General features: G+C 69.8%; 19 protein-coding genes. 11 read left to right on the top strand and 8 right to left on the bottom strand.

From position 1 onward, the window contains the following. Positions 1 to 16 precede the first annotated feature (16 nt). From ACSQ2G_RS03140 to pyk, 7 genes are all read left to right on the top strand, one after another. A complete protein-coding gene (locus tag ACSQ2G_RS03140) occupies positions 17 to 2,905 on the top strand; it encodes an endoglucanase (RefSeq protein WP_436028211.1) in 2,889 nt (962 codons plus the stop codon). Positions 2,906 to 3,734: 829 nt separating this feature from the next. Continuing rightward, positions 3,735 to 5,198: a glucose-6-phosphate dehydrogenase gene (gene zwf / locus ACSQ2G_RS03135; protein WP_436028209.1), complete on the top strand. Its 1,464-nt coding sequence runs from the start codon at positions 3,735 to 3,737 to the stop codon at positions 5,196 to 5,198. An 11-nt stretch (positions 5,199 to 5,209) separates the two neighbouring features. Continuing rightward, positions 5,210 to 5,902, top strand: coding sequence for a 6-phosphogluconolactonase (pgl, locus tag ACSQ2G_RS03130; protein WP_436028207.1), 693 nt, complete (start codon positions 5,210 to 5,212; stop codon positions 5,900 to 5,902). A gap of 5 nt (positions 5,903 to 5,907) precedes the next feature. Continuing rightward, on the top strand, positions 5,908 to 7,719 hold the full coding sequence (gene edd, locus ACSQ2G_RS03125; RefSeq protein ID WP_436028205.1) for a phosphogluconate dehydratase: 1,812 nt from the start codon (positions 5,908 to 5,910) through the stop codon (positions 7,717 to 7,719). A 12-nt stretch (positions 7,720 to 7,731) separates the two neighbouring features. Then, positions 7,732 to 8,721, top strand: a complete 990-nt coding sequence (gene glk, locus ACSQ2G_RS03120) for a glucokinase (RefSeq protein ID WP_310084503.1) — start codon at positions 7,732 to 7,734, stop codon at positions 8,719 to 8,721. Positions 8,722 to 8,852: 131 nt separating this feature from the next. Then, entirely contained in the window at positions 8,853 to 9,869 is a 1,017-nt protein-coding gene (locus tag ACSQ2G_RS03115; RefSeq protein ID WP_436028203.1) for a LacI family DNA-binding transcriptional regulator, read from the top strand. 254 nt (positions 9,870 to 10,123) lie between these two features. Beyond that, complete coding sequence (pyk, locus tag ACSQ2G_RS03110; protein WP_436028201.1) at positions 10,124 to 11,554, top strand: pyruvate kinase; 1,431 nt, start codon at positions 10,124 to 10,126, stop codon at positions 11,552 to 11,554. Positions 11,555 to 11,559: 5 nt separating this feature from the next. Here pyk and ACSQ2G_RS03105 read toward each other — a convergent pair whose 3' ends face one another. The 4 genes from ACSQ2G_RS03105 to ACSQ2G_RS03090 all read right to left on the bottom strand — a co-directional run bounded on the left by ACSQ2G_RS03105 (position 11,560) and on the right by ACSQ2G_RS03090 (position 15,262). Next, positions 11,560 to 12,060, bottom strand: coding sequence for a pyridoxamine 5'-phosphate oxidase family protein (locus ACSQ2G_RS03105; RefSeq protein ID WP_436028199.1), 501 nt, complete (start codon positions 12,058 to 12,060; stop codon positions 11,560 to 11,562). A 199-nt stretch (positions 12,061 to 12,259) separates the two neighbouring features. Further along, positions 12,260 to 13,408: an acyl-CoA dehydrogenase family protein gene (locus ACSQ2G_RS03100; protein WP_436028197.1), complete on the bottom strand. Its 1,149-nt coding sequence runs from the start codon at positions 13,406 to 13,408 to the stop codon at positions 12,260 to 12,262. Position 13,409: 1 nt separating this feature from the next. Then, complete coding sequence (locus tag ACSQ2G_RS03095; RefSeq protein WP_436028195.1) at positions 13,410 to 14,021, bottom strand: 2-hydroxychromene-2-carboxylate isomerase; 612 nt, start codon at positions 14,019 to 14,021, stop codon at positions 13,410 to 13,412. A gap of 32 nt (positions 14,022 to 14,053) precedes the next feature. Continuing rightward, positions 14,054 to 15,262, bottom strand: coding sequence for an acyl-CoA dehydrogenase family protein (locus ACSQ2G_RS03090; RefSeq protein ID WP_436028193.1), 1,209 nt, complete (start codon positions 15,260 to 15,262; stop codon positions 14,054 to 14,056). A 197-nt stretch (positions 15,263 to 15,459) separates the two neighbouring features. Between ACSQ2G_RS03090 and ACSQ2G_RS03085 the strand changes: the two genes are divergently transcribed. Next, positions 15,460 to 17,133 (top strand): phosphatidylglycerol lysyltransferase domain-containing protein, encoded by a 1,674-nt coding sequence (locus ACSQ2G_RS03085; RefSeq protein ID WP_436028191.1) that lies wholly within the window; start codon positions 15,460 to 15,462, stop codon positions 17,131 to 17,133. Here the strand turns inward: ACSQ2G_RS03085 and ACSQ2G_RS03080 are convergent. Then, the gene (locus ACSQ2G_RS03080; protein ID WP_436028189.1) at positions 17,093 to 17,305 is read right to left on the bottom strand and encodes a hypothetical protein; all 213 of its coding nucleotides are present in this window, start codon (positions 17,303 to 17,305) and stop codon (positions 17,093 to 17,095) included. The genes ACSQ2G_RS03085 and ACSQ2G_RS03080 overlap by 41 nt on opposite strands. Positions 17,306 to 17,602: 297 nt before the next feature. Here ACSQ2G_RS03080 and ACSQ2G_RS03075 point away from each other — a divergent pair, with 297 nt between their 5' ends. Beyond that, positions 17,603 to 20,521 carry a peptidoglycan-binding protein gene (locus tag ACSQ2G_RS03075; protein WP_436028187.1) on the top strand — a complete coding sequence of 973 codons (2,919 nt, stop codon included), beginning with the start codon at positions 17,603 to 17,605 and terminating at the stop codon, positions 20,519 to 20,521. A gap of 190 nt (positions 20,522 to 20,711) precedes the next feature. Continuing rightward, positions 20,712 to 21,191: a DUF3429 domain-containing protein gene (locus ACSQ2G_RS03070; protein WP_028040308.1), complete on the top strand. Its 480-nt coding sequence runs from the start codon at positions 20,712 to 20,714 to the stop codon at positions 21,189 to 21,191. A gap of 4 nt (positions 21,192 to 21,195) precedes the next feature. Here the strand turns inward: ACSQ2G_RS03070 and ACSQ2G_RS03065 are convergent, their stop codons facing one another. From ACSQ2G_RS03065 to ACSQ2G_RS03055, 3 genes are all read right to left on the bottom strand, one after another. Next, the gene (locus ACSQ2G_RS03065; RefSeq protein ID WP_436028185.1) at positions 21,196 to 21,663 is read right to left on the bottom strand and encodes a hypothetical protein; all 468 of its coding nucleotides are present in this window, start codon (positions 21,661 to 21,663) and stop codon (positions 21,196 to 21,198) included. Positions 21,664 to 21,732: 69 nt separating this feature from the next. Next, the gene (gene pdeM / locus ACSQ2G_RS03060; RefSeq protein ID WP_436028183.1) at positions 21,733 to 22,452 is read right to left on the bottom strand and encodes a ligase-associated DNA damage response endonuclease PdeM; all 720 of its coding nucleotides are present in this window, start codon (positions 22,450 to 22,452) and stop codon (positions 21,733 to 21,735) included. 7 nt (positions 22,453 to 22,459) lie between these two features. Next, positions 22,460 to 25,021: a ligase-associated DNA damage response DEXH box helicase gene (locus tag ACSQ2G_RS03055; protein ID WP_436028182.1), complete on the bottom strand. Its 2,562-nt coding sequence runs from the start codon at positions 25,019 to 25,021 to the stop codon at positions 22,460 to 22,462. 153 nt (positions 25,022 to 25,174) lie between these two features. Between ACSQ2G_RS03055 and ACSQ2G_RS03050 the strand changes: the two genes are divergently transcribed. Continuing rightward, complete coding sequence (locus tag ACSQ2G_RS03050; RefSeq protein WP_436028180.1) at positions 25,175 to 26,104, top strand: tetratricopeptide repeat protein; 930 nt, start codon at positions 25,175 to 25,177, stop codon at positions 26,102 to 26,104. Position 26,105 lies beyond the last annotated feature (1 nt).

Here is a 26,105-nt window from a genome sequence, read left to right as displayed (position 1 = left end):
GAGCGCGGGCGGGGGCATGAAGCTGGGAGGGATCCTGAGATCGACCGTCGCGGCGATCTGCATCCTTGGGGTCGCGACCCCGGCGGTGTCGATCTCGGCCGCGCCGCGCCAGGTCTCCAAGCCCGCTCCCCGCAAGGCCGCCGCGCCGCGTCCCGCCGCTTCCGCGGGCCTCCAGGTAAGGGTCGCCCAGGCCCCCGACTTCACGCGGCTGGAGTTCCCCGGCTCGCGTGGCATGCAGGCCCGTCGCGAGGGGACGGCGGTGGTTCTGCGCTTTCCCCGCGACGCCAATCCCAATCTCTCGCCGCTGAACGTCGGCCCGCCACGCTGGGTCAAGGGCGCTCAGGCCCGTCACGTCGGCGGCGTGGTCGAGATCGTGGTCGCGCTGAGCGACGACGCCGACTTCCGGGCCGGCAACGCCGACGGCGACGACTTCATCAACCTGTTCGCCCGGGCCGAAACGGCTTCTGCGCCGGCGCCCGCCGCGGCCGTGGTCGCGCGGCGTCCCAACCCGATGCCGGCCAACGGCGCGGTGGCGGTCAAGTTCTCCAAGGTCGCGGGCCAGGTCCAACTCAGCTTCGACTGGGCCAATCCGGCCGGCGCCGCGGTGTTTCGGCGCGGCGAGGCGGTCTGGGTGGTGTTCGACGCTCCGGCCCGGCTGGACATCGGCAAGCTGCCGGTTAGCACCCCGCAGTACCGCACCATCCAGGCCTTCAAGGGGCCCGACTACACCGCGCTGCGCATCAGCACGCCGCAGGGCGCGCCGTTCTACGCCGACGGCGTCGGCTCCAACTGGACGATCGCCCTGGGGGCGGGGACCCAGGACTCTCCGGACCTGGTCCATGTGGCCCGCGACGACAACGCCAGCCCTGTCACCCTGACCGCCAACGTCGCCGGCGCGACGAAGATCGCCTGGGTCACCGACCCGGCGGTCGGCGACAGGGTCGCCGTCGCCACCGCCCTGGCCCCGTCCAAGGGCCTGCCGTCGCGCCGCGACTATGTCGAGATGGCGTTGCTGCAGTCGGCCACCGGCCTGGCCGTCGAAACCTATGCGGGCGACCTGCAGGTCACCGCCGACGGCGACATCGTCCGCATCGGCCGGCCCAAGGGCCTGCTGCTGTCCTCCTCGTCCAGCGGCCATGCCCAGGCGGACGCCGGGGCCGGCGCGCCCCAGGCCATGGCCATGCCGGCCCTGATCGATTCCGAGCACTGGTCCAAGACCGGCTCGGGCGGTTTCATGGCCCGGTACGACGCGCTGCTGGGCGCGATCCCGGCGGCCGGCGGAAGTGACGGCAAGGGCGACGACACGGCCGCCCGCATGGCCCTGGCCCGCTTCCTGGTCGGCTCCAACCTGTCGTTCGAGGCGATCGGCGTGCTCAACGCCGCCGGCCGCGCCCACCAGACCCTGATGGGCGACGGCGAGTTCCGCGGCCTGCGCGGCGTGGCCAAGGTGCTGGCGCGGCGCTACGCCGAGGCCGAGACCGACTTCGCCTCGCCGGTGCTGAGCGACGACCCCTCGGCGGCGATGTGGCGGGGCTATATCGCCAGCAAGACCGGTCAGTGGGTCGACGCCAACCAGCGGTTCGCCGAAGGCGCGCGCGCGCTGAACATGTTCCCGGCCCTGTGGCAGGCCCGTTTCCTGGGCGCCCAGGCCGAGGCGTCGGTGGGCGTCGGCGCGCCCGACAGCGCCATCCGCCTGGTCAATCAGGCCCTGAAGCTGCCGAACATCCCGGTCGAGGACCAGCTGGAGCTGCGCCTGACCCTGGCCAAGGCCTTCGAGGCCAAGAACGACGTCCGCGCCCTGCCGGTGTTCCAGGCCATTTCCCGCTGCGGCATCGACCGCCTGGCCGCGCCGGCCACCCTGCACGCCATCCAGCTGCGCCTGGCCAAGAACCAGATCAGCGCCGACATCGCCGCCAAGGGGCTGGACGCCCTGCGCTTCCACTGGCGCGGCGACGGGGTCGAGCTGGACACCATCCGCGCCCTAGGCCAGCTGCAGATCAAGCAGGGCCGCTATCGCGAGGCGCTGGAGGTGCTGCACTCGGCCAGCAACGTGCAGTCCGACCTGCCGCAGGCCGTCGCCCTGCGCAACGACCTCAACACCGCCTTCCGCAGCCTGTTCCTGGACGGCCTGGCCGACGGCATGCAGCCGATCCAGGCCGTGGGGCTGTTCTACGACTTCCAGGACCTGACCCCGATCGGCGCCGACGGCGACCAGATGGTCCGCAACCTGGTGCGCCGCCTGGTCGACGTCGACCTGCTGGACGAGGCCGCCAAGCTCTTGAAGTACCAGGTCGACAACCGCCTGAACGGCGTGCCCAAGGCCCAGGTGGCCACCGACCTGGCCTGGATCTACCTGATGGACCGCAAGCCCGAGAGCGCGCTGGACACCATCAACGCGACGCGCACCACGATCCTGCCGCCGGCCCTGAACGCCGAACGCAGGCTGGCCACGGCCCGCGCCCTGATGGGCCTGGGCCGCTACGACGCCGCCCTGGAGGTGATCGAGGCCGACAAGAGCCGCGACGCCGAGGACGTCCGCGCCGAGATCGCCTGGAAACAACATGCCTGGCCCCAGGCCGGCGCTCTGTACGAGCGCTCTCTGGCCGACCGCTGGAAGACTCCGGGCGTGCTGAACCCGGCCGACGAATCCAAGCTGCTGCGTTCGGCCGTGGCCTTCAGCCTGGCCGACGACGATGCTTCACTGGGTCGACTGCGCCAGCGCTACGGCGCCTTCGTCGAAGGCGCGCGCAATCCCGACGGGCTGCGCGTGGCCCTGGCTGGCGCCGATCCGGGCAGCCTGTCCAGCACCGACTTCAGCAAGGTCACCGCCGACAACGAGGCCTTCAACGGCTGGGTGGCCAAGATGAAGGACCGCTTCCGGCCGCAGGCGAGCAAGGCGGGGTAGGTTCGCCCCGCTATTGTGAAGATCCCTTCCTTGACTAAGCTGGTTGCAGCCGAAGTGTCAGGGGGCGCCATGAGGTTTCAGATTGCGCTGCTCGTTGCAGCCGCGACGCTGCTGAGCGCTTGTAGCGGCAGGCCGTCCCATGTGCGGTGGAGTTCGTGGCGACCCAGCGACGCCTATGTGGTCAAGGTGGACGCCGCCTTGGACCGCTTTCAAGCAGATCCGCGGTTCGCTTCGACGGCCTTCGGGCCCCGACAAGCCTACCACCGGCTCTACTATGGCGCCGTGGAGCACGGAGAGCCGACGATTCACGTCCTGCTGTCGGTCCAGCGGGTTCGCCCGCAGATGCCCAACACGCATTATCGTACACGCAACCAAGCTCCGCCTTCGCGGCAAGCCTGTACGCGCTACGCGGTGACTTACCGCCTCCTCGACGACTCGGTGACCGAGGAGGTGTGCTTGTCGAGTCCGGCCCGGTAGTTCTTTGCTGGCCGGCCTTCAGAAGCCGGGTGGTTTCTTCAAGCGAAGTTCGAGCGCTCCGCAGGGTGTCGAACGCTGTGTGCACTGGCGCTCTAGGGAACGATTCTACCGTTCAACCCTGCCCAGACGGTCGTCATTTGCCGCGCGACCGCGTTTCGTCTGCCCAGGCGGTGAACCTTCGCGCGGGAAAAGCGATTGGTCTGCTGGCGGCCTCGACCCAAACGCCTTAGTTAGACGCCGCGCACGCGGTCCTGTCGGGACGTCGACACGGGACATCGGCCCCTGACGTCATGGGCCCGCTTGCATTGCTCGAAAGGGCGTGTCATGACAACGTTGTCATAGGGTGGAAACTTTGGCCAAAGAAACGAACGCCGACCAGACCGGTCGCGAAGTGCTGGTTCTGCTGGGCGGCGCGGGCGACCTCGCGTTGCGCATGTTGTTGCCTTCGCTGTACTTTCTCGAAGTCGACCGCCTGCTGCCGCATGACTTGCGGATCGTCGGCCTGGCCCGTCACGACCACACGCCCGACAGCTATCGCAAGCTGGTGCGCGAGCAACTGGGCAAGCGGGCCACCGTCGAGGAATCGGCGTGGAACCGCCTGGCCGCCCGCCTGGACTACCTGTCGGTCGACATCACCAAGGAAGAGGGCGCCAAGGCCCTGGCCGACAAGGTCGGTCCGCACGGTGATCTCGTCATCTATTTCGCCCTGTCGCCCAGCCTCTACGGTTCGGTCTGCACCGCCCTGCAATCGGCCGGCCTGACCGGGCCCAGGACGCGCCTGGTGCTGGAAAAGCCGATCGGCAAGGATTTCGCCAGCTCGTGCGTGATCAACGGCGCGGTCGGCGCCGTGGTCGACGAAAGCCAGATCTTCCGCATCGACCACTATCTGGGCAAGGAGACGGTCCAGAACCTGACCGCCCTGCGCTTCGGCAACGTGCTGTTCGAGCCCCTGTGGGACAACAAGCACATCGACCACGTGCAGATCACCATCGCCGAGACCGAGAAGGTCGGCGAGCGCTGGCCCTATTACGATGAATACGGCGCCCTGCGCGACATGCTGCAGAACCACCTGCTGCAGCTGCTCTGCCTGGTCGCCATGGAGGCGCCGTCGGGCTTCGATCCCGACGCGGTCCGCGACGAGAAGGTCAAGGTGCTGCGCAGCTTGCGTCCCTTCACCAAGGCCAATGTCGCCCATGACACCGTGCGCGGCCAGTACGTGGCCGGGGTGGTCGAGGGCACGCCGCGCGAGGGCTATCTGGAAGAGGTCGGTAAGGCGTCCAGGACCGAGACCTTCGTGGCGATGAAGGTCGACATCGACAACTGGCGCTGGGCCGGCGTGCCGTTCTTCCTGCGCACCGGCAAGAACCTGCCCGACCGGCGCACCCAGATCGTCGTGCAGTTCAAGCCCGTGCCGCACAACATCTTCGGCAGCGCCGCCCAGGCCGAGACCAAGGCCAATCGCCTGGTCATCGACCTGCAGCCGGACGAAGACATCTCGCTGACCGTGATGACCAAGCGTCCGGGCCTGTCGGAGGAGGGCATGCGTCTGCAGTCCCTGCCGCTGTCCCTGGCCATGAGCGCGGCCGGCAGCCGCCGCCGCATCGCCTACGAGAAGCTGTTGCTGGACGTGTTCCGCGGCGACCGCACCCTGTTCGTGCGCCGCGACGAGGTCGAGCAGGCCTGGAAGTTCGTGGACGGCGTCTCGGCCGCCTGGGCCGAGGCCAAGATCGAGCCCGCGCCCTACGCCGCCGGCACCTGGGGGCCGCACAGCGCCACGGCGCTGATCTCGCCCCAGGGCCGGGCGTGGAACGAATAGGCGTGACGACCATGGTCCTTCCCAAGATCGAGGCCTTCGCCACCCGCGAGGCGCTCTACGACGCCGCCGCCTCGGTCGTCGCCTCGGCCCTGACCGACGCGGTGGCCAAGCGCGGCCAGGCCGGGTTCGCCGCCACCGGCGGCTCGACCCCGGCCCCGGTCTATGACCGGCTGGCGACGATGACCGTCCCCTGGGACAAGGTCGTGGTCACCCTGACCGACGAGCGCTTCGTGCGGCCGTCCGACCCCAGCAGCAACGAGGGCCTGGTTCGCCGCCACCTGCTGCAAGGCGAGGCGGCCAAGGCCGGCTTCGCGCCGCTCTATTTCGACGGCGTGCCCCAGGACGCGGTCGCAGCCAAGGCCGAGGCCGGCGTCGCAGGGGCGCTGCCGTTCGGCGTGACCCTGCTGGGCGTCGGGCCGGACGGCCACTTCGCGTCGCTGTTCCCCGGCAACCCGAAGCTGGCGGAAGGCCTGGACCCCCGGTCCGAGCGCACGGTGATCGCCGTGCCGCCCGGCCAGCCCGCGCCGGACCTGCCCCGGATCAGCTTGACCTTTCAGGCGTTGATCCAGTCGTCGCTGATCGTGCTGCTGGTCACCGGCGGCGCCAAGAAGACGTTGCTTGAGGGTCCGGTCGATCAAAGCTTGCCGATCGCCGCGATTCTGAACCAGGACCGCGCCCCGGTCCGTATCCTCTGGGCGGAGTAATCCCCATGGCCTTGAACCCCGTCATCGCCGAAGTCACCGCGCGGATCATCGAACGCAGCCGCGACAGCCGCGCGACCTATCTGGCCAATCTGGACGCCGCCGCCGCCGCCCAGCCGGGCCGGGCCAAGCTCAGCTGCGCCAACTGGGCCCACGCCTTTGCCGCCTCGCCGGCGGTGGACAAGGTCCGCGCCCTGGACGTCAACGCCCCCAACCTGGGCATCGTCTCGGCCTATAACGACATGCTGTCGGCCCACCAGCCGCTGGAGGAGTATCCGGCGCTGATCAAGGCCGCGGCGCGGGAGGTCGGGGCCACGGCCCAGTTCGCCGGCGGGGTGCCGGCCATGTGCGACGGCGTGACTCAAGGCCGTCCGGGCATGGAGCTGTCGCTGTTCTCGCGCGACGTCATCGCCATGGCCACCGGCATCGCCCTGACCCACGACGCCTTCGACGGCGCGCTGTACCTGGGCGTTTGCGACAAGATCGTGCCGGGCCTGCTGATCGGCGCCCTTACCTTCAGCCACCTGCCGGCGATGTTCGTGCCGGCCGGGCCGATGACCTCGGGCCTGCCCAATTCGGAAAAGGCCCGCATCCGCGCCCTCTACGCCGAGGGCAAGGTCGGCCGCGAGGAACTGCTGGCCGCCGAGAGCGCCAGCTACCACGGCCCCGGCACCTGCACCTTCTACGGCACGGCCAACACCAACCAGATGCTGATGGAGCTGATGGGCCTGCATCTGCCCGGCTCGGCCTTCGTCCATCCGCACACCCCGCTGCGCACGGCCCTGGTCAAGGAAGCCGCCAAGCGCGTGGCCGCCATCACCCACAAGGGCAACGACTGGATCCCGGTCGGCCGGGTGATCGACGAGAAAGCCGTGGTCAACGGCGTGGTCGGCCTGATGGCCACCGGCGGCTCGACCAACCTGGCGCTGCACCTGGTGGCCATGGCCCACGCGGCCGGCATCATCCTGACCCTGGAAGACCTGGACGACATCTCCAAGGCGACGCCCCTGCTGGCCAAGGTCTATCCGAACGGCTCGGCCGACGTGAACCACTTCCACGCCGCCGGCGGCATCCATTTCGTGGTCAAGGAACTGCTGAAGGCCGGCCTGGCCCACGAGGACGTGCTGACCGTCGCCGGCCCCGGCTTGTCGCGCTACACCCAGGAGCCGGTGCTGATCGACGGCGAGCTGACCTGGCGCGAGGGCGCCGAAGAGTCGCTGGACCTCAACATCCTGCGTCCGGCCTCTGACCCGTTCAGCCCGGAAGGCGGCCTGCGCCTGCTGACCGGCAATCTGGGCCGCGGGGTGATCAAGGTCTCGGCCGTCAAGCCCGAGCACCAGGTGATCACCGCCCCGGCCGCGGTGTTCCAGGAGCAGGAAGACTTCATCGCCGCGTTCAAGCGCGGCGAGCTGGATCGCGACGTGGTGGTGGTGGTCCGCTTCCAGGGCCCGTCGGCCAACGGCATGCCCGAGCTGCACAACCTGTCGCCGTCGATCTCGGTGCTTCTGGACCGCGGCTTCAAGGTGGCCCTGGTCACCGACGGCCGGATGTCGGGCGCCTCGGGCAAGACCCCGGCGGCGATCCACATCACGCCGGAAGCCGCCAAGGGCGGGGCCCTGGCCTATGTCGAGGATGGCGACGTCATCTCGCTGAACGCCCACACGGGCGAACTGAAAATCCTGGTGGACGAGGCGACTTTGCGCGCCCGCACGCCGGCGCAAGTCCCGGCGTCCAAGCCGGGCTTTGGACGGGAACTCTTCGGCCTGTTGCGTTCGGGGGTCGGCGCTTCCGACCACGGCGCATCGGTGCTGTTTGCTTAGGAAATGACGGATATGAGCGGCTTGAACTCCATCGGACTAGGCCTGGTCGGCGACATCGGCGGAACCAACGCGCGGTTCGCCCTGGTCGATTTCGATGGGGTCGACCCCAAGCTGATCGAGCCGACCTCGTACAAGGGCGAGGACTACGGCCAGGCAGAGGACGCCGTCGAGGCCTATCTGGACAAGATGGGCGTGCGCCATCCGGACCAGGCGGTGGTCGCGGTCGCCGGCCCGATCGAGCATGGCGCGGTGCAGTTCACCAACAGCGACTGGAAGCTGTCGGAGGACAGCCTGCGCCGGGCCGGCGGCTTCCGCACCGCCCGGCTGATCAACGACTTCACCGCCCAGGCCCTGGCCGCCCCGCGCCTGGCGCCCAAGGACCTGCGCCAGATCGGTCCCCTGCAGACCTCGGGCGAGGGCGACCTGGCGATCATCGGCCCAGGCACCGGCTTCGGCGCCGCGGGCATGGTGCGCCGGCACGGCGTCGAGACGCCCCTGACCACCGAGGGCGGCCACATCGCCTTCGCGCCGTTCGACGACGTCGAGATCGAGATCCTCCGGGCGCTGAACAAGCGCTTCGGCCGCTGCTCGATCGAGCGCATCCTGTCGGGCCCCGGCATGGAGGACCTGCATCTCATCCTGGCCGAGGTCGAAGGCCGAAAGGCCGACGAACTGACCGCCAAGCAGATCACCGAGCACGGCGTGGCCGGCGACGAGTGCTGCAAGGTCACGATCGACCGGTTCTGCGCCATCCTCGGCTCGGCGGCCGGTGACCTGGCCATGGCGCTGGGCGCGCGGGGCGGGGTGTTCATAGCCGGCGGCATCGCGCCCCGGATCGTCGATCTCCTGGAGCAGGGCGAGTTCCGTAGCCGATTCGAGTCGAAGGGTCGTCTCAGCGATTACACCCGCGCCATCCCCACCCACGTGGTGATGAACCCCCACACAGCCCTGATCGGCGCGGCCGTCGCCATGACCCCGGACGGCAAGGCCGCCATTTCGTAGGGCTTTCTCCCCGCGAGCCTGGTTTCCCATCCTGCGAGGCGAGATTTCCACCGGAAGTGGGCTCGCCTTGACAAGGTTGTCATGCCTTTATTGCGTCGCTTGTCGATTTCCGACGCTTCGCGAGGCCGGTCTTGAGTTCCAAGGTTACGATCCACGAGGTCGCCCGTCTGTCGGGGGTATCGATCAAGACCGTTTCGCGGGTGCTGAACCGCGAGCCGAACGTGAAGACCGACACCCGCACACGTGTGCAGGAAGCCGTCGCGGCCCTGAACTACCGGCCCAACATCTCGGCCCGCAGCCTGGCGGGCTCGAAGGCCTATCTGATCGGCGTGTTCTTCGACAACCCCAGCCCCGCCTACGTCACCGACGTGCAGCTGGGGGCGATCGCCCGCTGCCGCGAGGAGGGCTATCACCTGATCGTCGAGCCGCTCGACTCCGAGGGCGATGTGGCCGCCCAGGTGGAGCCGATGCTGCGCACCCTGCGCATGGACGGCGTGATCCTGACCCCGCCGGTCTGCGACAACGTCGCGGTGCTGGACGTGCTGGAAGCCGAGGGCGTGCCCTATGTGCGGCTGTCGCCGGACCAGGACCTGGAGCGTTCGGCCCATGTGCGCATGGACGACGTGCGCGCCGCCTACGAGATGACCGCCCACCTGATCGGCCTGGGCCACACCGACATCGGCTTCATCAAGGGCCACCCCGAGCACGGCGCCTCGCACCTGCGTTACGAAGGCTATGTGACCGCGATGAAGGAGCATGGCCGCCCCGTGCGCGAGGACCATGTCGAGCAGGGCTGGTTCTCGTTCCGCTCGGGCTTCGAGGCGGCCGAGCGGCTGCTGGACCGTCCCGACCGCCCGACCGCGATCTTCGCCTCCAACGACGACATGGCCCTGGGCGTGATGGCGGTCGCCAACCGCCTGCGCCTGGAGGTGCCCCAGACCCTGTCGGTGGCGGGTTTCGACGACACGCCCGGCGCCAAGGTGGTCTGGCCGCAGCTGACCACCGTGCGCCAGCCGATCCAGGCCATGGCGGCGGCGGCGGCCGATCTGCTGCTGACCGGCGTGACCCGGACAGAAGGCGAGGCGCCGCCGTCGCGCCTGCTGGACTTCGAACTGGTGGTCCGCGAATCCACCGGCCCGGTCGGCTAGGTTCCAGGTTTCTCTGATCCGAACCCCGCTTCAGGCGTTCGGAATCCCAAGGCCTTTCGCGCCCATTTTTCCGATGGAGGTGGAAAGGCTTCGGCGTTGACGCTAAGTCAGCAATGGCGAATCCAGGCTTGGGCCGCTAGACAACGTTGTCAGGCGCGAAATTCGAGAATGACGTTCGTCAAAAGCAAATCCTTTCCGCTATGCGGTATAAATTGCCGCATTGCAGCATTTTCTAGCCTCTCCGGAGCAGGTTCATGATCCGCGCGCGCCGCTCCCGCATCGTCGCCACCATCGGCCCGGCCAGCAGCTCGCCGGAGATGATCATCACCCTCGCCAAGGCCGGGGCGGACGTTTTCCGTCTGAACTTCAGCCACGGCAGCCACGACAACCACGCCGCCGCCTACAACGCCATTCGCGCGGCCGAGGCGGTTGTCGGACGGCCGCTGGGCATCCTGGCCGACCTGCAGGGGCCGAAGCTGCGCGTGGGCAAGTTCGCTGACGGTCCGGTCACCCTGAAGGCCGGCCAGGCGTTCCGGTTCGACAATGACCCGACGCCGGGCGACGCGACGCGCGTGCACCTGCCGCACCCGGAGATCCTGGTGGCCATGCGCCCGGGCGCGACCCTGCTGCTGGACGACGGCAAGCTGCGGATGACCGTGATCGACGCCGGCCCCGGCTACGCCAACACCACGGTGGTCAACGGCGGCAAGCTGTCGGAACGCAAGGGCGTGGCGGTGCCCGACGTGGTCATTCCCATGTCGCCCCTGACGCCGAAGGACCGCGAGGACCTGGCCTTCGCCCTGCGCCTGGGCGTCGACTGGATCGCCCTGTCGTTCGTGCAGGCCCCGGAAGACATGGCCGAGTTGCGCCGCATCGTCGAAGGTCGCGCCGCCGTGCTGGCCAAGATCGAAAAGCCCCAGGCGCTGGAAGTGCTGGGCCCGATCCTCGACCTCTGCGACGGCGTGATGGTGGCGCGCGGCGACCTGGGCGTCGAGATGGCGCCGGAAGAGGTGCCGGTGGCCCAGAAGGTCATCCTGCGCGCCGCCCGCGAGCGCGGCATCCCGGTGATCGTCGCCACCCAGATGCTGGAATCGATGACCAACTCGCCGACCCCGACCCGGGCCGAGGCTTCCGACGTGGCCAATGCTGTCTACGAGGGCGCGGACGCGGTCATGCTGTCGGCCGAGAGCGCGGCCGGCGACTATCCGGAAGAGGCCGTGACGATGATGAGCCGCATCATCGAGCGGGTGGAGCGCGATCCGCGCTGGCCCGAGCTGATGCAGGCCGAACAGCCGCACAACGACGAGGACGCCGACGTCCTGGTGGTCGCCGCCGCCCAGGCCGCCCGGTCCGGCTCGACCAAGTGCCTGGTGGCCTTCACCACCACCGGCGCCACCGCCCGCCGCCTGTCGCGCGAGCGGCCGCTGCAGCCGGTGCTGGCCCTGTCGCCGCAGATCAACGCCGTGCGCCGCATGTGCCTGGTCTGGGGCGTGGAGGCCCGGGTCAGCGGCCAGCCCGACAGCCTGGAGGTCGTCACTTCGGACGCCGTCGCCAAGGCGGTCGAGCTGAAGCTGGTCGGCCCGGGCGAGCGCGTGCTGATCGTCGCGGGCACCCCGTTCGGCGCGCCGGGCGCGGCCAACCTGCTGCGCCTGGCCCATGCGCCGTTCCCGACCCGCAAGCGGTAGTCCCTCTAGCTGAACCTGACGTGGGCGGTGTCGCTGATTTCGGGCGGGCTGTCGGTCAGATTGGCCTTGGCCACTTCCCAGGCGAAGCGGACCGGGCCGGCCTTGGAGATCCACACCGCGGCGTCGCGGGCGTCGAGGCGCAGCAGGGTGAGGCGAGGGTCGTCCTTGCCCTCCGGGAACCAGGCGCCGACGGTCGCGCTCCAGTACCGCTCGATCCGGGCCGAGTCGCGGGCCAGGGATAGGGCGCCGCCGATGCAGGCGTGGAAGTCATGGTCCTTGGACTGCACCACCAGCATCGCCTCGGCGCCGCCCTTGGCGCGCTTGGCCAGGTCGGTGTCGTCGTGGGTGAAAAACCAGATCAGGTCGTGCTCGGGTTCGATGAAGATGGTCATCGGCTGGAAGTGCTCGCGCGCGTCGACCAAGCCCAACATGCCGAAGCGCGCGTCGTCCAGTTCCTTCCAGAGGCGCTTTTCGACGGCGGCCCTGTCGTTGGGATCTGTGCTCATGACGGATCTTCCTTCTCGGGGGAGAGGAGGGGAGAACCGTCGTTGGCTGTCGGGGTTCCTAGGGCGAAGGTTCGGCGTTGGACGCCGTGCGTCCTTCGAGGCGCGCCTACGACGCGCACCTCAGGATGAGGAATTCGGCGCAACCAAGCTCCTCATCCTAAGGCGCCCGCGTAGCGGGCCTCGAAGGACGCACGGCCCCTCAGAACCCCGACAGCCGCGCGTACCTGTCGCGGTGGAACGAGGCCGAACCGAACAGGGCCTCAGCTACGCGGGCGCGCTTCATGTAGAGGCCGGCGTCGTGGGCGTCGGTCATGCCAATGCCGCCGTGCATCTGGACCATTTCGTTGGACGCCAGGTGCAGCACTTCGCTGGCCTTGGCCTTGGCCAGGGAGGCCAGCAGGCGGGTATCCGCGCGCCCTGAAGAAGAATGGGCGTCGGCCGCCTCTAGCGCCGCCTCGACGCAGGAACGGGTGGTTTCCAGGTCAGTGAACAGCTTGGCGGCGCGGTGCTGCAGGGCCTGGAAGGTTCCGATCACCTGGCCGAACTGGGTGCGGGTCTTGATGTAGTCCAGGGTGATCTCGAAGGCGGCGGTCGCCGCGCCCAGCATCTCGGCGGCCAGGCCCGCATAGGCGCGGTCCAGCACCGGCTCCAGGATCGCCCAACCCTGGCCGACCTCGCCCAGCACCGCTTCGGCGCCGACCTGCACGCCGTCGAAGGTGATCCTGGCCGCGCCGCGGCTGTCGACCAGGGCCAGGTGGGTGCGGGTCACGCCCGGAGCGTCGCCGGGGACCAGGAACAGGGTGAGCCCGTCGCTGTCGCCGGCCGCGCCCGAGGTGCGGGCGGCGACGATCAGCAGGTCGGCGGTCTCGCCGTCGAGGACGAAGGTCTTGGTCCCGTGCAGGACGAAGCCGCCGCCGGACGTCGTCGCCGAAAGGGTCGTGTTCAGCGGCGCATGGTGCGCGCCCTCATCGACCGCCAGGGTGGCGACGACTTCGCCGGCGGCGATCTTCGAAAGCCATGCGGCCTTCTGGGCGTCCGAACCGCCCAGCACCAAGGCCGAGGCCGCGACCAGGGCGGTGGAGAGCAGGGGCGAGGCCACCAGGTTGCGGCCGGTCTCCTCCAGGATCAGGCCCAGGCCCAGATAGCCGAAGGCCGAGCCGTCGAAGTCTTCGGGCACGATCACCCCGGCCCAGCCCATGGCGCCCATCTCGCTCCACGCCGCTGGGTCGAAGCTTTGCTTCGAGCCACTGTCGCGCAGCTTGCGCAAGGCGCCGACGGGCGCGCTGTCCTGCGTCCAGCCTTTGGCGGCGTCGCGCAGCATGGTCTGTTCTTCGGTCAGGACGGCCATGTCAGGCTTGCTCCAAAGATTGATGGCGGACGGCCCAGGCGAGGGCCTGTTCGAGACGGTCGTTGCCCCAGAAGAGCTCGCCGTCGGCGGTGACGAAGCTGGGCGCGCCGAACAGGCCGCGCTCCTGGGCCTGGCGGACGTGGTCCTTCAGGCGGCTCTTGACGGGATCGGTCGCGGCGGCGGCCAGCACCGCGTCCGGCGCCGCGCCGACCGAGGCGATCAACGGGGTCAGCACCTCGGCCTTGGAGATGTCCTGGTCGTCGACGAAATTGGCCTGGTAGACGGCGCGGCTGAAGGCCGGGGTCCAGCCGTCCTCCAAGCCGCAGATCGCCACGCGGGCGGCCAGCAGCCCGTTGCGCGGGAACTGGCTGGGATGGACCAGCGGCAGGCCTTCCAGGTCGCAGACCCGCTGCAGGTCGCGCCACATGTAGTCGCCCTTGACCGGAAAGGCGTTGAACGGGCTGTCGGTCAGGCCCTGCTGCTCGTGAAACAGCGGCCCTAGCAGGAACGGCCGCCACGCCACGGTCACGCCGGCGGCCTGGGCCAGGCGCTCGACGCGCATGGCGGCGGGGTAGCTGTAGGTGGATCCAAACTCGTACCAGAACTCGATCATGGCCAGAACTCGATCATGGTCCCTCGGCGCCCCTACTGGTGATCCCGCAAGCCTAGCACCCGCTTGGCGACGACGTTGAGGTTGACCTCGCTGGTGCCGCCTTCGATCGAGTTGCCCTTGGCGCGCAGCATGGCGCGCGGCGCCGCCAGTTCGTCCTGGGTGAAGCCTTCGCCCTCCCAGCCCAGGCCTTGCAGGCCCAGGGCCTCGACCAGCAGCTCGGTGCGCTCCTGGTTCATCTTGGCGGCGGCGTACTTGATGATCGAGACGGCGGCGCTAGGGCCCGAGCCCTGCTTGGACTCGGCTTCCGCCCGGCGCACGGTCAGCATGAAGGCGTGGGCGTCCATGCGGTGGTGGGCGATGCGGGCCCGCAGGTCGCCGTCGGCCAGCTTGCCGGAAGCATCGACCCCGACCTCCGTCTTGGCCGCCTCCACCAGGTCCAGCCCCCCGCCGCCGCCGAAGCCCGAGGCCGAGATGTTCTGGCGCTCGTACTGGAGCAGCCGCTTGGCGATGTCCCAGCCGCCGTTGACCTTGCCGACCAGCTGGTCCTTGGGGACCTTCACATTGTCGAAGAAGGTCTCGCAGAACGGGGAGGAGCCGCTGATCAGCTTGATCGGCCGGGCCTCGACGCCGGGCGAGGCCATGTCGAACAGCACGAACGAGATGCCCTCGTGCTTCTTGGTGGTGTCGGTGCGCACCAGGCAGAAGATCCAGTCGGCCTGGTCGGCGTAGCTGGTCCACACCTTCTGGCCGTTGATCAGCCAGTGGTCGCCCTTGTCTTCACACTTGGTCTGGAGTGAGGCGAGATCCGAGCCCGCGCCCGGCTCGCTATAGCCCTGGCACCAGCGGGTCTCGCCGCGCACGATTTCGGGGAGGAACCGCTGCTTCTGTTCCTCGGTGGCGTATTCCAGCAGCACCGGACCCAGCATCCAGACGCCGAAGCTCATCAGGGCGGGGCGGGCCTTCAGGCGGCGCAATTCCTGCTCCAGCACCTTGTTCTCGGCCTTGGACAGGCCGCCGCCGCCGTAGGCCTTGGGCCACATCGGCGCGGTCCAGCCGCGCTCGGCCATGCGGTCAAGCCACAGCTTGGCCTCGGGGTTCTTCCACTGGAAGCGCTTGCCGCCCCAGGGCGCGTCGTCCTCGCTCATCGGCGCATTCAGCGATGGCGGGTAGTTGGCCTCCAGCCAGGCCCGCGTCTCGGCCCGGAAAGCCTCCAGGTCGCCGCCGCCGCCGAAATCCGCCATGGCCGTTCTCCCTACCGCAATCGCATCGTTTCGCGACGCTTATGGGCGTCGTCGGCCGGCAGACTACGCCATGGAACGCCGGGGGCAAGTTGATTCAAACGGCCGTTCGTCACGCGACGGGCGCCCGCTGCGGACAAGCCGCGCTATAGAGGACTCCGATGACGTGTCCCGCCGGGATTCGCCGATCAGGGGTCTTGATGTCCGCGCCGCAACTGAGGCCTGCCTTCCTCGCCGTCGCGCCGACGCTGTCGGCCATCCTGGCGGCGTGCGCCGGGATCCTGCTGCTGGCCTCGGGCGCGACCCCGTCCGAGCCGACCCGTTTCGCGATCTGGGTGGCCGTAGCCCCGGGGCCGCTGATCGAGGTCAGCCACTTCGTCTCGTCGATCCTGGGCCTGGTCCTGGTGCTGCTGGCCTTCGGCCTGCGCTCGCGCCTGGACGCGGCCTGGTGGGCGGCGCTGTTCACCCTGGCGGGCGGGGCGATCCTGGCCCTGTTCAAGGGTCTGAACTGGGAAGAGACCGTCATCCTGACGGCCATCATGCTGGCCATGCTGCCGTTCCACGAGGCCTTTCCCCGCAAGGCGGCCCTGTCGCGGATGGAGATCACGCCCGGCTGGCTGCTGTCGGCGGCCGCAGCATTGATCGGGGTGGCCCTGTGCGGCTGGTGGACCTTCGCCCACACCGAATACGCCGACCAGTCGGTGATGAAGACGATCGGCGACCGGGAAGTGGCCCGCGCCATCCGCTCGTCGGCCGCCGCCGCCATCGTGCTGATGGCCATCGGCGTCTGGCGGCTGATCGCCACCCCGGCCACGCCGCCGGTGGTCGACGACACCGACCCAGAGTTCGACCGGGTCCGCGCCATCCTGGCCAAGGCCGAGAACGCCGAGCCGCCGTCCAACCTGGCCCTGCTGGGCGACAAGCGCTTCCTGTTCTCGGCCTCGGGCGAGAGTTTCCTGATGTTCGGCGTGCGCGGCCGCTCGTGGATCGCCATGGGCCCGCCGGTCGGGCGCGACGACGAGCGCATGGAGCTGTTCTGGCGGTTCCGCGAACTGGCCGACGCCCACGCCGCCCGCGCCGGCTTCTACGCCCTGGGGCCGGCCGACCTGCCCGACAGCGTCGACCTGGGCCTGGCTATCCAGAAGACCGGCGAGAGCGCCGCGGTGCCGCTGGAGGCGTTCTCCCTGGCCGGCCGCCGGCGCGAGGTCCTGCGCCGCAACTGGCGCAAGGCCGGGGAGGGCGGGGCGGCCTTCGAGGTCCTGCCCGCCGACCAGGTCCACACGGTCATGCCGCAGCTGAAGGCGATCTCCGACGCCTGGCTGGCCCACCACGCCGGCGGCGAGAAGAGCTTCTCGATGGGCGGCTTTGACGAGCGCTACGTGGCCGAGTTCCCGGTCGCCCTGGTGCGGGTCGAGGACCGGATCGTGGCCTTCGCCACCCTGTGGACCACGGCCGGCAAGGTCTCGTTCTCGATGGACCTGATGCGCTATTCCGACGACGCGCCCAAGAACGTCATGGACTACCTGTTCGTCGAGCTGCTGGGCTGGGGCAAGGAGCAGGGCTACCAGGCGTTCGAGTTCGGCGTCGCGCCGCTGGCCGGCCTGGAAGACCGTCCCCTGGCGCCGATCATGTCGCGCGTGGGCCGCCTGCTCTACGAGCGTGGCGAGGAAATCTACAATTTCCAGGGCGTCCGGCGCTACAAGGACAAGTACGATCCGGTCTGGCAGCCGCGCTACATTGCCGCGCCTCACAAGTGGGCGATCCCTTTTCTGCTCGCCGACATCGGCCTGTTGTCGTCCGGCGGCGTCTCCGGCCTGACGAAAAGGCCGCGACCTAGTAGCGCGGGTCGCCCGTCTTCAGCCCCAGCAGGTTGAGCAGATGAGCCGCCATGAGCAGGGCCACGACGGCGCCGATCACCATCAGCGGACGCCACGGCATCATGCGCGGACCCTTTAAAACATTGATCGGACGCGCGCCGCGCCAGCCGCAGAACACGGCGAACATCAGGGCGGCGAGGGCGACGGCGAGGGTCGTGGGGAGGTCCATGCGCCTCTCATGGCCTGCGACAATCGGCCGTGCAAATGGTTAACGTTCATTAACCACAAGGAGCCGAATCTTAGGTACACACGTTGGGAAGGTGCGCCTGTTAACCATCCACAGTTAATCTAGACCATTGCTATATGTAGCGGTATGGGTCGCGTTTACACGCTAGGAATCGGTGACTAGCGTTGGTTCCCAGGTGCAGAGGGAACGATTCGCATGACGGCCGCGGCGCCATGGAGCGTTAAGGGGATAGACCCCAAGGCACGGGAGGTCGCCAAGGACCTCGCGCGTCGCTCCGGCATGACGTTGGGCGAATGGCTCAATCGCATGATCATCGAGGGCGAGGGCTTCGACGCCGCGTCCCTGGAAGCCTTCGGCGAGCCCAGCCGCCCCTCCCTGGCGGTCAACAACGACCGCGCCAATCCTTCCTATTACGAGACCGCCCGCGGCGGCTCGCCGTCGCGCATCGAGGCCCGCGAACATCCGGCCGACGAGGTCGGTCGCGTGGCCATCGCCCTGGATCGCCTGACCGACCGCATCGAGGCGGCCGAGAAGCGTTCGGCCCAGGCCATTTCCGGCATTGACGAGTCCGTGCGCGGCGCGCTGCAGCGCCTGGTCGCCGCCGAACGCGAGCAGGTCGCCGTCGCAGCCCGCTTCGAGGGCGCGGTGGACGAGATCAAGTCCGAACAGACCCGCGCCGCCGAACGGCTGCGCCGCATCGAGGCCGAGTCCGTCGGTCCGCGGTCGGCCGAGGCCCTGCGCGCCCTGGAAGGCGCGCTCGGCAAGGTCGCCGGCCACCTCTATGAGGGCGAGGCCCGCACACGCGAGACCATCGCCCACCTCGAACAACGCCTGGACGGCCAGGCCGGCGCCGGCGTCGGCGATCCCTCGGCGCTGGTCGAAGAGGTCGTGGCTCGCCTGGGCCAGCGCCTGGAAGCCGCCGAGGCCCGCACGTCCGAAGCCCTGCAGGCGCTCAACGCCTCGTTCGGCGCCCTGGACGGCCGCCTGCGGACCGTCGAGAGCAGCAATCCCGGCGAAGGCGTCCAAAAGCGCCTCGACGACCTGGCCGGCAGCCTGACCCAGCGCATGGAGGCCGCCCGCCTGGAGATGGCCGCCAAGCTGCGTGAATCCGCCGATGGCCGCTTCGACCGCATGGAGCGCAAGCTGGGCGAGATGACCGCCCACGTGCAGGCCGCCGAGCAGCGCTCGGCCCAGGCCATCGAGCGCATGGGCCGCGAGGTGGTCGGCATGGCCGACGCCCTGAACCGCCGCGTCCAGACCTCGGAAGCCCGCAACACCGCCGCCATCGAGCAGGTCGCCGCCAGCATCGACCAGAAGCTGAACCGCGCCGACAGCGTCCAGGCCCAGGCCCTCGAGAAGCTGGGCACGGAGATCGCCCGGATCACCGAGAAGCTGGCCGAGCGGATCAGCAACGCCGAGCGCCGCAACGCCCTGGCCATCGACGATGTCGGCGACCAGGTCACCCGCGTCACCGACCGCCTGAACCAGCGCCACGAGCGCACCTCGCAGGAGCTGGTCGACCGCATCCGCCAGAGCGAGGAGCGCACCGCGCGCCTGCTGGAGGAAGCCCGCGAGAAGATCGACACCAAGCTGGCGGAGGCTCACCGCCGGGCCGCCGAGCAGGCGGCCGCCACGTCCCCGCCGCCCGCGCGTCCGGCCCTGTCGCCGTTCGACGACGACGGCGAGCGCTTCTCGTTCGGCGGTGAGGCCGTTCCCGAGGACGTCTTCCACCAGCCGGCCGCGTTCATTCCGCCCCACGCGCCGCTCCCGGTCTCCACGCCGGCCCGCACCGCCGCGCCGGCCGCCTTCGAGGCCCCGGTGTTCGAGGCGCCGGCCTTCCCGGCCAGCGAACCGCCGACGCTGGAGTTCGGCGACGAGGATTTCGAGGCCGCCGACGGCTTCGTGTCGGCCCTGGAGCCGGAAACGGCGTTCGAGCCCGACGCCGAATACGACGGCGACTTCTCGACTCCCGAGTTCGCCACGCCCGACTTCGCCGCCCCCGAAGAGCCGGTCGCGCCGTCGCGCCCGTTGTCGACCCGCGAAGTGATCGAGCAGGCCCGGGCCGCGGCCCGCCAGGCCGCCCTGTCCGGCGACGCCAGGGGCAAGGACAAGCCGAAGAAGGCCGGAACCTCGCTGTTCGCCGGCTTCGGCGCCAAGAAGTCGGAGAAGAAGGCCAAGAAGGACGCGGTGAAGACCGCCCTGATGGTTTCGGCCACCGCCGCTTGCCTGGGCATGCTCTCGGCCGGCGCCATTATGAGCTTGGCTCAAGGTTCGGGCCCGCTGCCCGAACGCGTGGCAGAGGGGACCTCCAACAAGTCCACCGGCGAGATCCGCGCCGCCGAGACCGACACCAGCCCGGCTGGCGCCCGCGCCGCCGTGGCCCTGACGTCCCAGGTTCCCGTCGGGGCGCTCTCGCCCGAGGCCGCGCCGGCCGTCACGCCGCCCGGCGAGAACGCCCAGGCCCTCTATGACGACGGCGTGCGCCGTATCGAGGCCAAGGACCGCACCGGGCTGGAAAGCCTGCGCAAGGCGGCCAACCTGGGCCTGCCGCGCGCCCAGTTCTACCTAGCCAAGATGTACGAGGTCGGCGAGGGCGGGGTGAAGAAGAACCTGGTCGAGGCCCGCCGCTGGACCGAGCGCGCCGCCACGGCCGGCGAAGCCCGCGCCATGCACAACCTGGCCCTCTACTACTACAAGGGCGAGGGCGGCGAACGGAACTCGACCAAGGCCGCCAGCTGGTTCCGCAAGGCGTCGGACCTGGGCCTGGTCGACAGCCAGTTCAACCTGGCCCAGCTCTATGAAGGCGGTTGGGGCGTCAGCCAGAACCCGACCGAGGCCTACAAGTGGTACCTGATCGCGGCGCGGTCGGGCGACACGGCGTCCCGCGCCCGGGCCACGGCCCTGCGCGCCCAACTGACCGCCGAAGGCCAGCGGATCGCCGAACGCTCGGCCAGCGGCTTCCGCTCCCAGGCGGCCGCGCCCGTGCAGGCCGTCGCCTCGGCCGCCGCGCCCAGCGCCGGCCTGGCCACCGCCCAGCGGGCCCTGTCCAAGCTGGGCTACTACCAGGGACCCCAGGACGGCGTCACCTCGCCGGCCCTGCAGATGGCCATCGCCGCCTATCAGCGCGACCAGAACCTGCAGGGCTCCGGCGCCCTGGACGGCGAGACCCTGAGCCGCCTGTCGGCCTGGGCGCGCTGATCCGGACGGCCTTTCCAGCCCTCGAAGCCGAGCTTCCGAAGCCTTTTTGAGCGAGCGTCCCATGGCGCTCGCTCAAAAACTGTGTCCTGTGGCCAAATATCGTCCGTGGACCTATGGGCTGACCTCGGTAATAGTCGGTCCCTTCCGGGGGGAAGGGCGTGCGTCGGAATTCGCGCCCGAAGGAGTAGGCATGGCGTTCGAAGCAGCAGCGGCCGATCATCCGCAGGATCGCGTGCCGGTTCCTCTGGCCGTATGGGTCTGCGGCCTGGCGACGCTGGTTCCGTTCGTGGTCTGCTCGGCGCTGTTCTGCTACGGCCCGATCGACATGCGCCAGGTGGCGCTGATCAGCCTGCTGGCCTATTCGACGGCCATGATGTCGTACCTGGGCGGCATACGCTGCGGCCTGGAGATCGAGCGCGCCAGTCCGCGCTGGCTGACCCTGGGCCTGTCCCTGCTGTTTCCCCTGGCCGGCTTCGGCCTGCTGCTGGGCGGGCTGAAGTTCGAGCCGGCCTGGCAGCTTTCCGGCTTCCTGCTGGTCTTCATCCTGCAATGGCTGTGGGACGTGACCAACCACGAGGGGCCGGCCTGGCGCCCGCGCCTGCGCACCCTGCTGACCTCCGGCGCGGCCATCTCGCTGGCCTTCGCCCTGGAACAGGCCCTCCACCTCTAGAAACCTACTGGGTGACGGCCACCGTTTCCGTCGCCGCCGCGTTCACCGCCGTAGCCGTAACGACATCGGCCACCGGCGCCTGGACCGCGATCACGGCCGCGCCCGCCTCGGCCTTCGGCGCGTTGATCAGCGGGGTCGGCTCGTTGAGTGGGTCGGACACGCAGGCCGCCGCCACCTGCTTGCTCAGCTTTTCCGCCTTGCCGTCCTGCTTCATGCCCAGGGCCGCCGAGGCCACCGTGCCGGCGAGCGGCACGACGGCGTTGCCGCCCATCTTCAGCGCCTTCTTGACCAGCCCTGGCTCTTCGTAATCGATCGCCTTGGCGCGCAGGGCCTTGCAGGCTTCGGTGTCGTACTTCGGGTCCTTGGCGTCGAGCTTGGCCACGGTCTTGACCGGGGCTTCGCCGGCCAGGGCGGCCGCGGGCGCGCCCGACAGGACCAGAACGGCGCCGACGCCGATCAGGATCGGTCGCATGACGATACTCCTTCCAACGTCCCGGGGATCAAACGCCCGGGCGGGAAGGGTGATCCGTCTCGCGGAGCCTCAGTCCGGGCGTAGTGACTTCCAGCCCACCGCGTGGACGCGGCGGGGGCCCAGGGCGGCGGCCAGGGCCGGTCCGCCGAACAGGGGGGCGAAGGCCTGGTCCAGGATGTTCAGCCCGCCGGTGAACGCCCCGAAGGCCGGCAGCACCAGGCGCGCGCCGTCGGTGACGAAGCAGCGGCGCCGGATCGTCGCCCGGCCGCTGGTCACCCTGGCGGCCGGATGCAGGTGGCCGGCCACCTCGCCGGCCTGGGCGCCGGGCAGGGGCTCGTGCCGGAAGGTCAGGCCGGCGATCTCGGCCTCGTCGACCACCTCGCCGGGCTGGGTACGGGGGCCGTCCTCGTCATGGTTGCCCACCGCCCAGACCAGCCGGCGGCCCAGGGCCAAGGCGGCGATGCGGGCCCGGTCCTCGCCCGGCAGCCGGTCCTCGCCGGCCCCGTCGTGGAAGCTGTCGCCCAGGAAGACCAGGGTGGCGGGCGACAGGGCGGCCAGTTCGCGCTCCAGCCGGTCGAGGGTCTCGCGGGTGTCGTAGGGCGGCAGCATCTGGCCGAAGCGGGCGGCGTAGCTGCTGCCCTTCTCGAAGTGCAGGTCGGCCACGACCATCGTGCGCTCGGCCTCCAGCCACAGGGCCCCGGAGTGGCGCAGCACGGCGCGCGTCCCCGCGATCTCGAGCCGCAGGCCGCCGCAATCGCCGATCTGGAACGCCAGGCTGGTCACGCGCATACTCTCATCAAGCCATCGCCTCGGCGATCAGGTCTTCCTCGGCCTCGGCCAGGATCATTTCGCCGGCCGCGTCGCCCGGCGCGCGCTCGCGGCCGATCTCCAGCATAATCGGCACGGCGATCGGCGACACGCGGTCCAGCGCCGCATGGCGGATGCGGCCGTGGACCCGCGCCAGCATCTCGCCCAGCCGCGCCACGTCCAGCGAGCCGGTCGCCGCGTCGGCGCGGGCGCAGCGCAGCAGCAGGTGGTCGGGCTGGTGGCGGCGCAGCACATCGTAGATCAGGTCGGTCGAGAACGTCACCTGGCGGCCGGACTTCTCCTGGCCCGGATGGCGGCGCTCGATCAGGCCGGAGATCAGGGCGCAGGCCTTGAAGGCGCGCTTCATCAGGAAGCTTTCCGCCAGCCAGGCCTCCAGGTCGTCGCCCAGCATGTCCTGGGCGAACAGCTCGTCCAGGTCCAGCTGGTCCATTGGTTTCAGCGCCCAGATGTTGACCGCATAGTCGTTGGCCGCGAAGCCCAGCGGGCCGATGCCCAGCCGGTCCAGTCGCCGGGTCAGCAGCATGGCCAGGGTGGTGTGGGCCAGGCGGCCCTCGAACGGGTAGCAGACCAGGTGGAAGCGCTTGCCGTGCGGAAAGGTCTCCAGCAGCATCTCGTCGCGCTCGGGGATGATCGAGCGGACCTTCTGGTAGCCCAACCATTCCTGGACGTCCGGGGGCAGGGCGGGCCACTCGGCCTCGTCGTGCATCATCGCCCGCACGCGGCCGGCCAGATAGGTCGACAACGGGAACTTCGACCCGCCCCAGCTGGGCATCATCGGGTCCTTGTCCGGCGCGGGGGTGACGAAGGCATCGACGCCCACCAGGCTGTTGAACCGCCAGACCTGGCCGGCGAAGATGAAGGTGTCGCCCGGCTTCATCTGTTCGAAGAAGCCTTCCTCGGCCTCGCCGACTTTCCTGCCCCCCATCGGCCGCTTGCCGCCGCCGATCCGCACATTGACCGTGGCGGCGGTGACGATAGTCCCGACGTTCATCCGGTGCTGCAGCACGGCCTGGGCGTTGCGGGCCCGCCAGAGGCCGTCTTGGCCGGGCACGATGCGGCGGAACTTGTCGTAGGTGCGAAGCGCGTAGCCGCCGGTCGAGACGAAATCGACGACGGTCTCGAAATCCTCCCACGACAGGTCGGCATAGGGGCCGGCGGTGCGGACCTCGTCATAGAGGTCGGTCAGGGCGAAGGGCTCGGAGCAGGCGCAGCCCATGATGTGCTGGGCCAGGGTGTCCAGCGTGCCGATCCGGGCCGGCTCGCCGTCCAGGTGGCCGCCCAGGATGGCGTCGGCGGCGGCGCGGCACTCCAGATATTCGAAGCGGTTGGCCGGAGCCAGGATGGCGCGCGAGGGCTCGTCGAGGCGGTGGTTGGCGCGGCCGATGCGCTGGACCATCCGCGAGGCGCCCTTTGGGGCGGCCAGCTGGATGACCAGGTCGACGTCGCCCCAGTCGATCCCCATGTCCAGGGTCGAGGTGCAGACCACGGCGCGGATCTCGCCGCGCGCCATGGCGGCTTCGACCTTGCGCCGCTGTTCGGCCGCCAGGCTGCCGTGGTGCAGGGCGATGGCCAGGCCGTCGTCGTTCAGCTTCCAGAGTTCCTGGAAGGCGAATTCCGCTTGAAAGCGCGTGTTGACGAAGACCAGGGCGGTCTTGGCCCCTTTGATGATCTCGTAGATCTCGGCCATGGCGTGCTCGGCCGTGTGGCCGGCCCACGGCACGCGGCCGCCGGAGACCAGCACCTCGACGATCGGCTGCGCGCCGCCCGAGCCGAGGACGAGGTCGACTTTGCTTGCCCCCCTCCCCCTTGTGGGGAGGGGTTGGGGGTGGGGGGCGGCCGGCAGAGCGCCCGACGCCGTGAGCGCGGCGCCCCCACCCCCTGCCCCCTCCCCACAAGGGGGAGGGGGTTCATTCACCCCCAACCACCGCCGCACCAGGTCTGGGTCGTCCACCGTCGCCGACAGTCCCACTCGCCGCATCCTCGGCGCGAACAGCTGCAGCCGCGCCAGGCCTAGCGACAGAAGGTCGCCGCGCTTTGACGGCCAGATGGCGTGGGCCTCGTCGATGATCACGCAGGACAGGTCAGCGAAATAGGTCCGCGCGCCCTCCCAGGCGCAGAACAGCGCCAGCTGTTCGGGCGTGGTCAGCAGGATGTCGGGCGGCCGCAGGCGCTGGCGCTGCTTGCGGGCCTCGCCGGTGTCGCCGGTGCGGCTCTCGGCCACGACGCCCAGGCCCATCTCGCGGATCGGCGTGGCCAGGTTGCGCTCGATGTCGACCGCCAGGGCCTTCAGCGGCGAGATGTAGAGGGTGTGCACCCCGGCCGGGGTGTTGCGCGGCGGGCGTTCGGCCAACTCGATCAGGCTGGGCAGGAAGCCGGCCAGGGTCTTGCCGCCGCCGGTGGGAGCGATCAGCAAGGCGTCGCGGCCCAGCCGGCCCTTCTCGACCATGGCCAGTTGGTGGGGTCGCGGCGCCCAGCCGCGCGAGGCGAACCACTGCTGAAAGCGGGGAGGAAGGGCGGTCGCCTCGGCCATTGACCGGCCTATAGCATGTTCTCGTTCCGTTTCCATGCGTCAACCTGCCTAAGTCCGGCCTTTTGACAAGGATGGTAGGCGAGTCTACCGGAAGGTCAGGATCGTGAGGGCGTGGCGCGCATGGGACGGATGGCTCGGAACAGCCTTGCAGGCTTGGCTTTGGCGACGATGCTGGTGCTCGGCGCGCCGTCCCTGGCCGCATCCGCCGCGCCCGCTGCGCCCGCCCGGGCCGAGCTGCTGCGCCGCGCCCAGGCCGGCGACGTCGCCGCCTACGACCTGCTGGCCGACAGCTATCTGAACGCCGAGGGCGACCAGCGTGACGTCGAGGCCGCGGTGCGCTGGCTGAACGCCGGGGTCAAGGCCGGCGACACCGGCTGCATGATCGCCCTGGGCAATCTCTATTTCGCCGGCCAGGACCTGGACCAGGACGAGGCCAAGGCGCTGTCGCTGTACAAGGCCGCCGCCGCCAAGGGCGACGCCCTGGGCGCCTACAACGCCGGCCTGGTCTATGAGACGAGTTCCGAGGATCTGACCCAAGCCCTGGGCTGGTACTGGCGCGCGGCCGCCGGCGGCGACGAGGGCGGCATGTACAAGCTGGCCCTGGCCTATCAGCTGGGACGCGGCGTGGCCGCCGACGAGACCCAGGCCGTCGCCTGGATGCGCAAGGCCGCCGCCGCCGGCTCGGTCGACGCGACCAACGACCTGGGCGCCTACGCCTCGCAGGGCTACGGCATGCCGGTCGACGAGACCCGGGCGCTCGAGCTCTATGCGGACGCGGCCCAGCGAGGCTCGGCGGTGGCCCTGGCCAATATCGCCGCCGCCTATCACGACGGCGAGGGCGTCGCGGTCGACCTGGAAAAGGCCTTGCGGCTCTACGCCCTGTCGGCAAACGCCGGCAATCTGACGGCCTATTACGAGCTGGCTCAGATGTACGAGGACGGCGAGGGCGTGAAGGCCAGCCGCGCCAAGGCGGCGCAACTCTATCGCATGGCCGCCGAGAGCGACGACGTCGAGGTGGCGCAAGCCGCGTCGGACGCCGTCGAGCGCCTGGAGAGCGGCTCCTCGGAGACGCCGATCGCCTAGG

Origin of the sequence: Caulobacter sp. LjRoot300 (assembly GCF_964253875.1) — a bacterium.
GTDB lineage: Bacteria > Pseudomonadota > Alphaproteobacteria > Caulobacterales > Caulobacteraceae > Caulobacter.
This window is presented reverse-complemented; position numbering and strand designations above follow the sequence as displayed.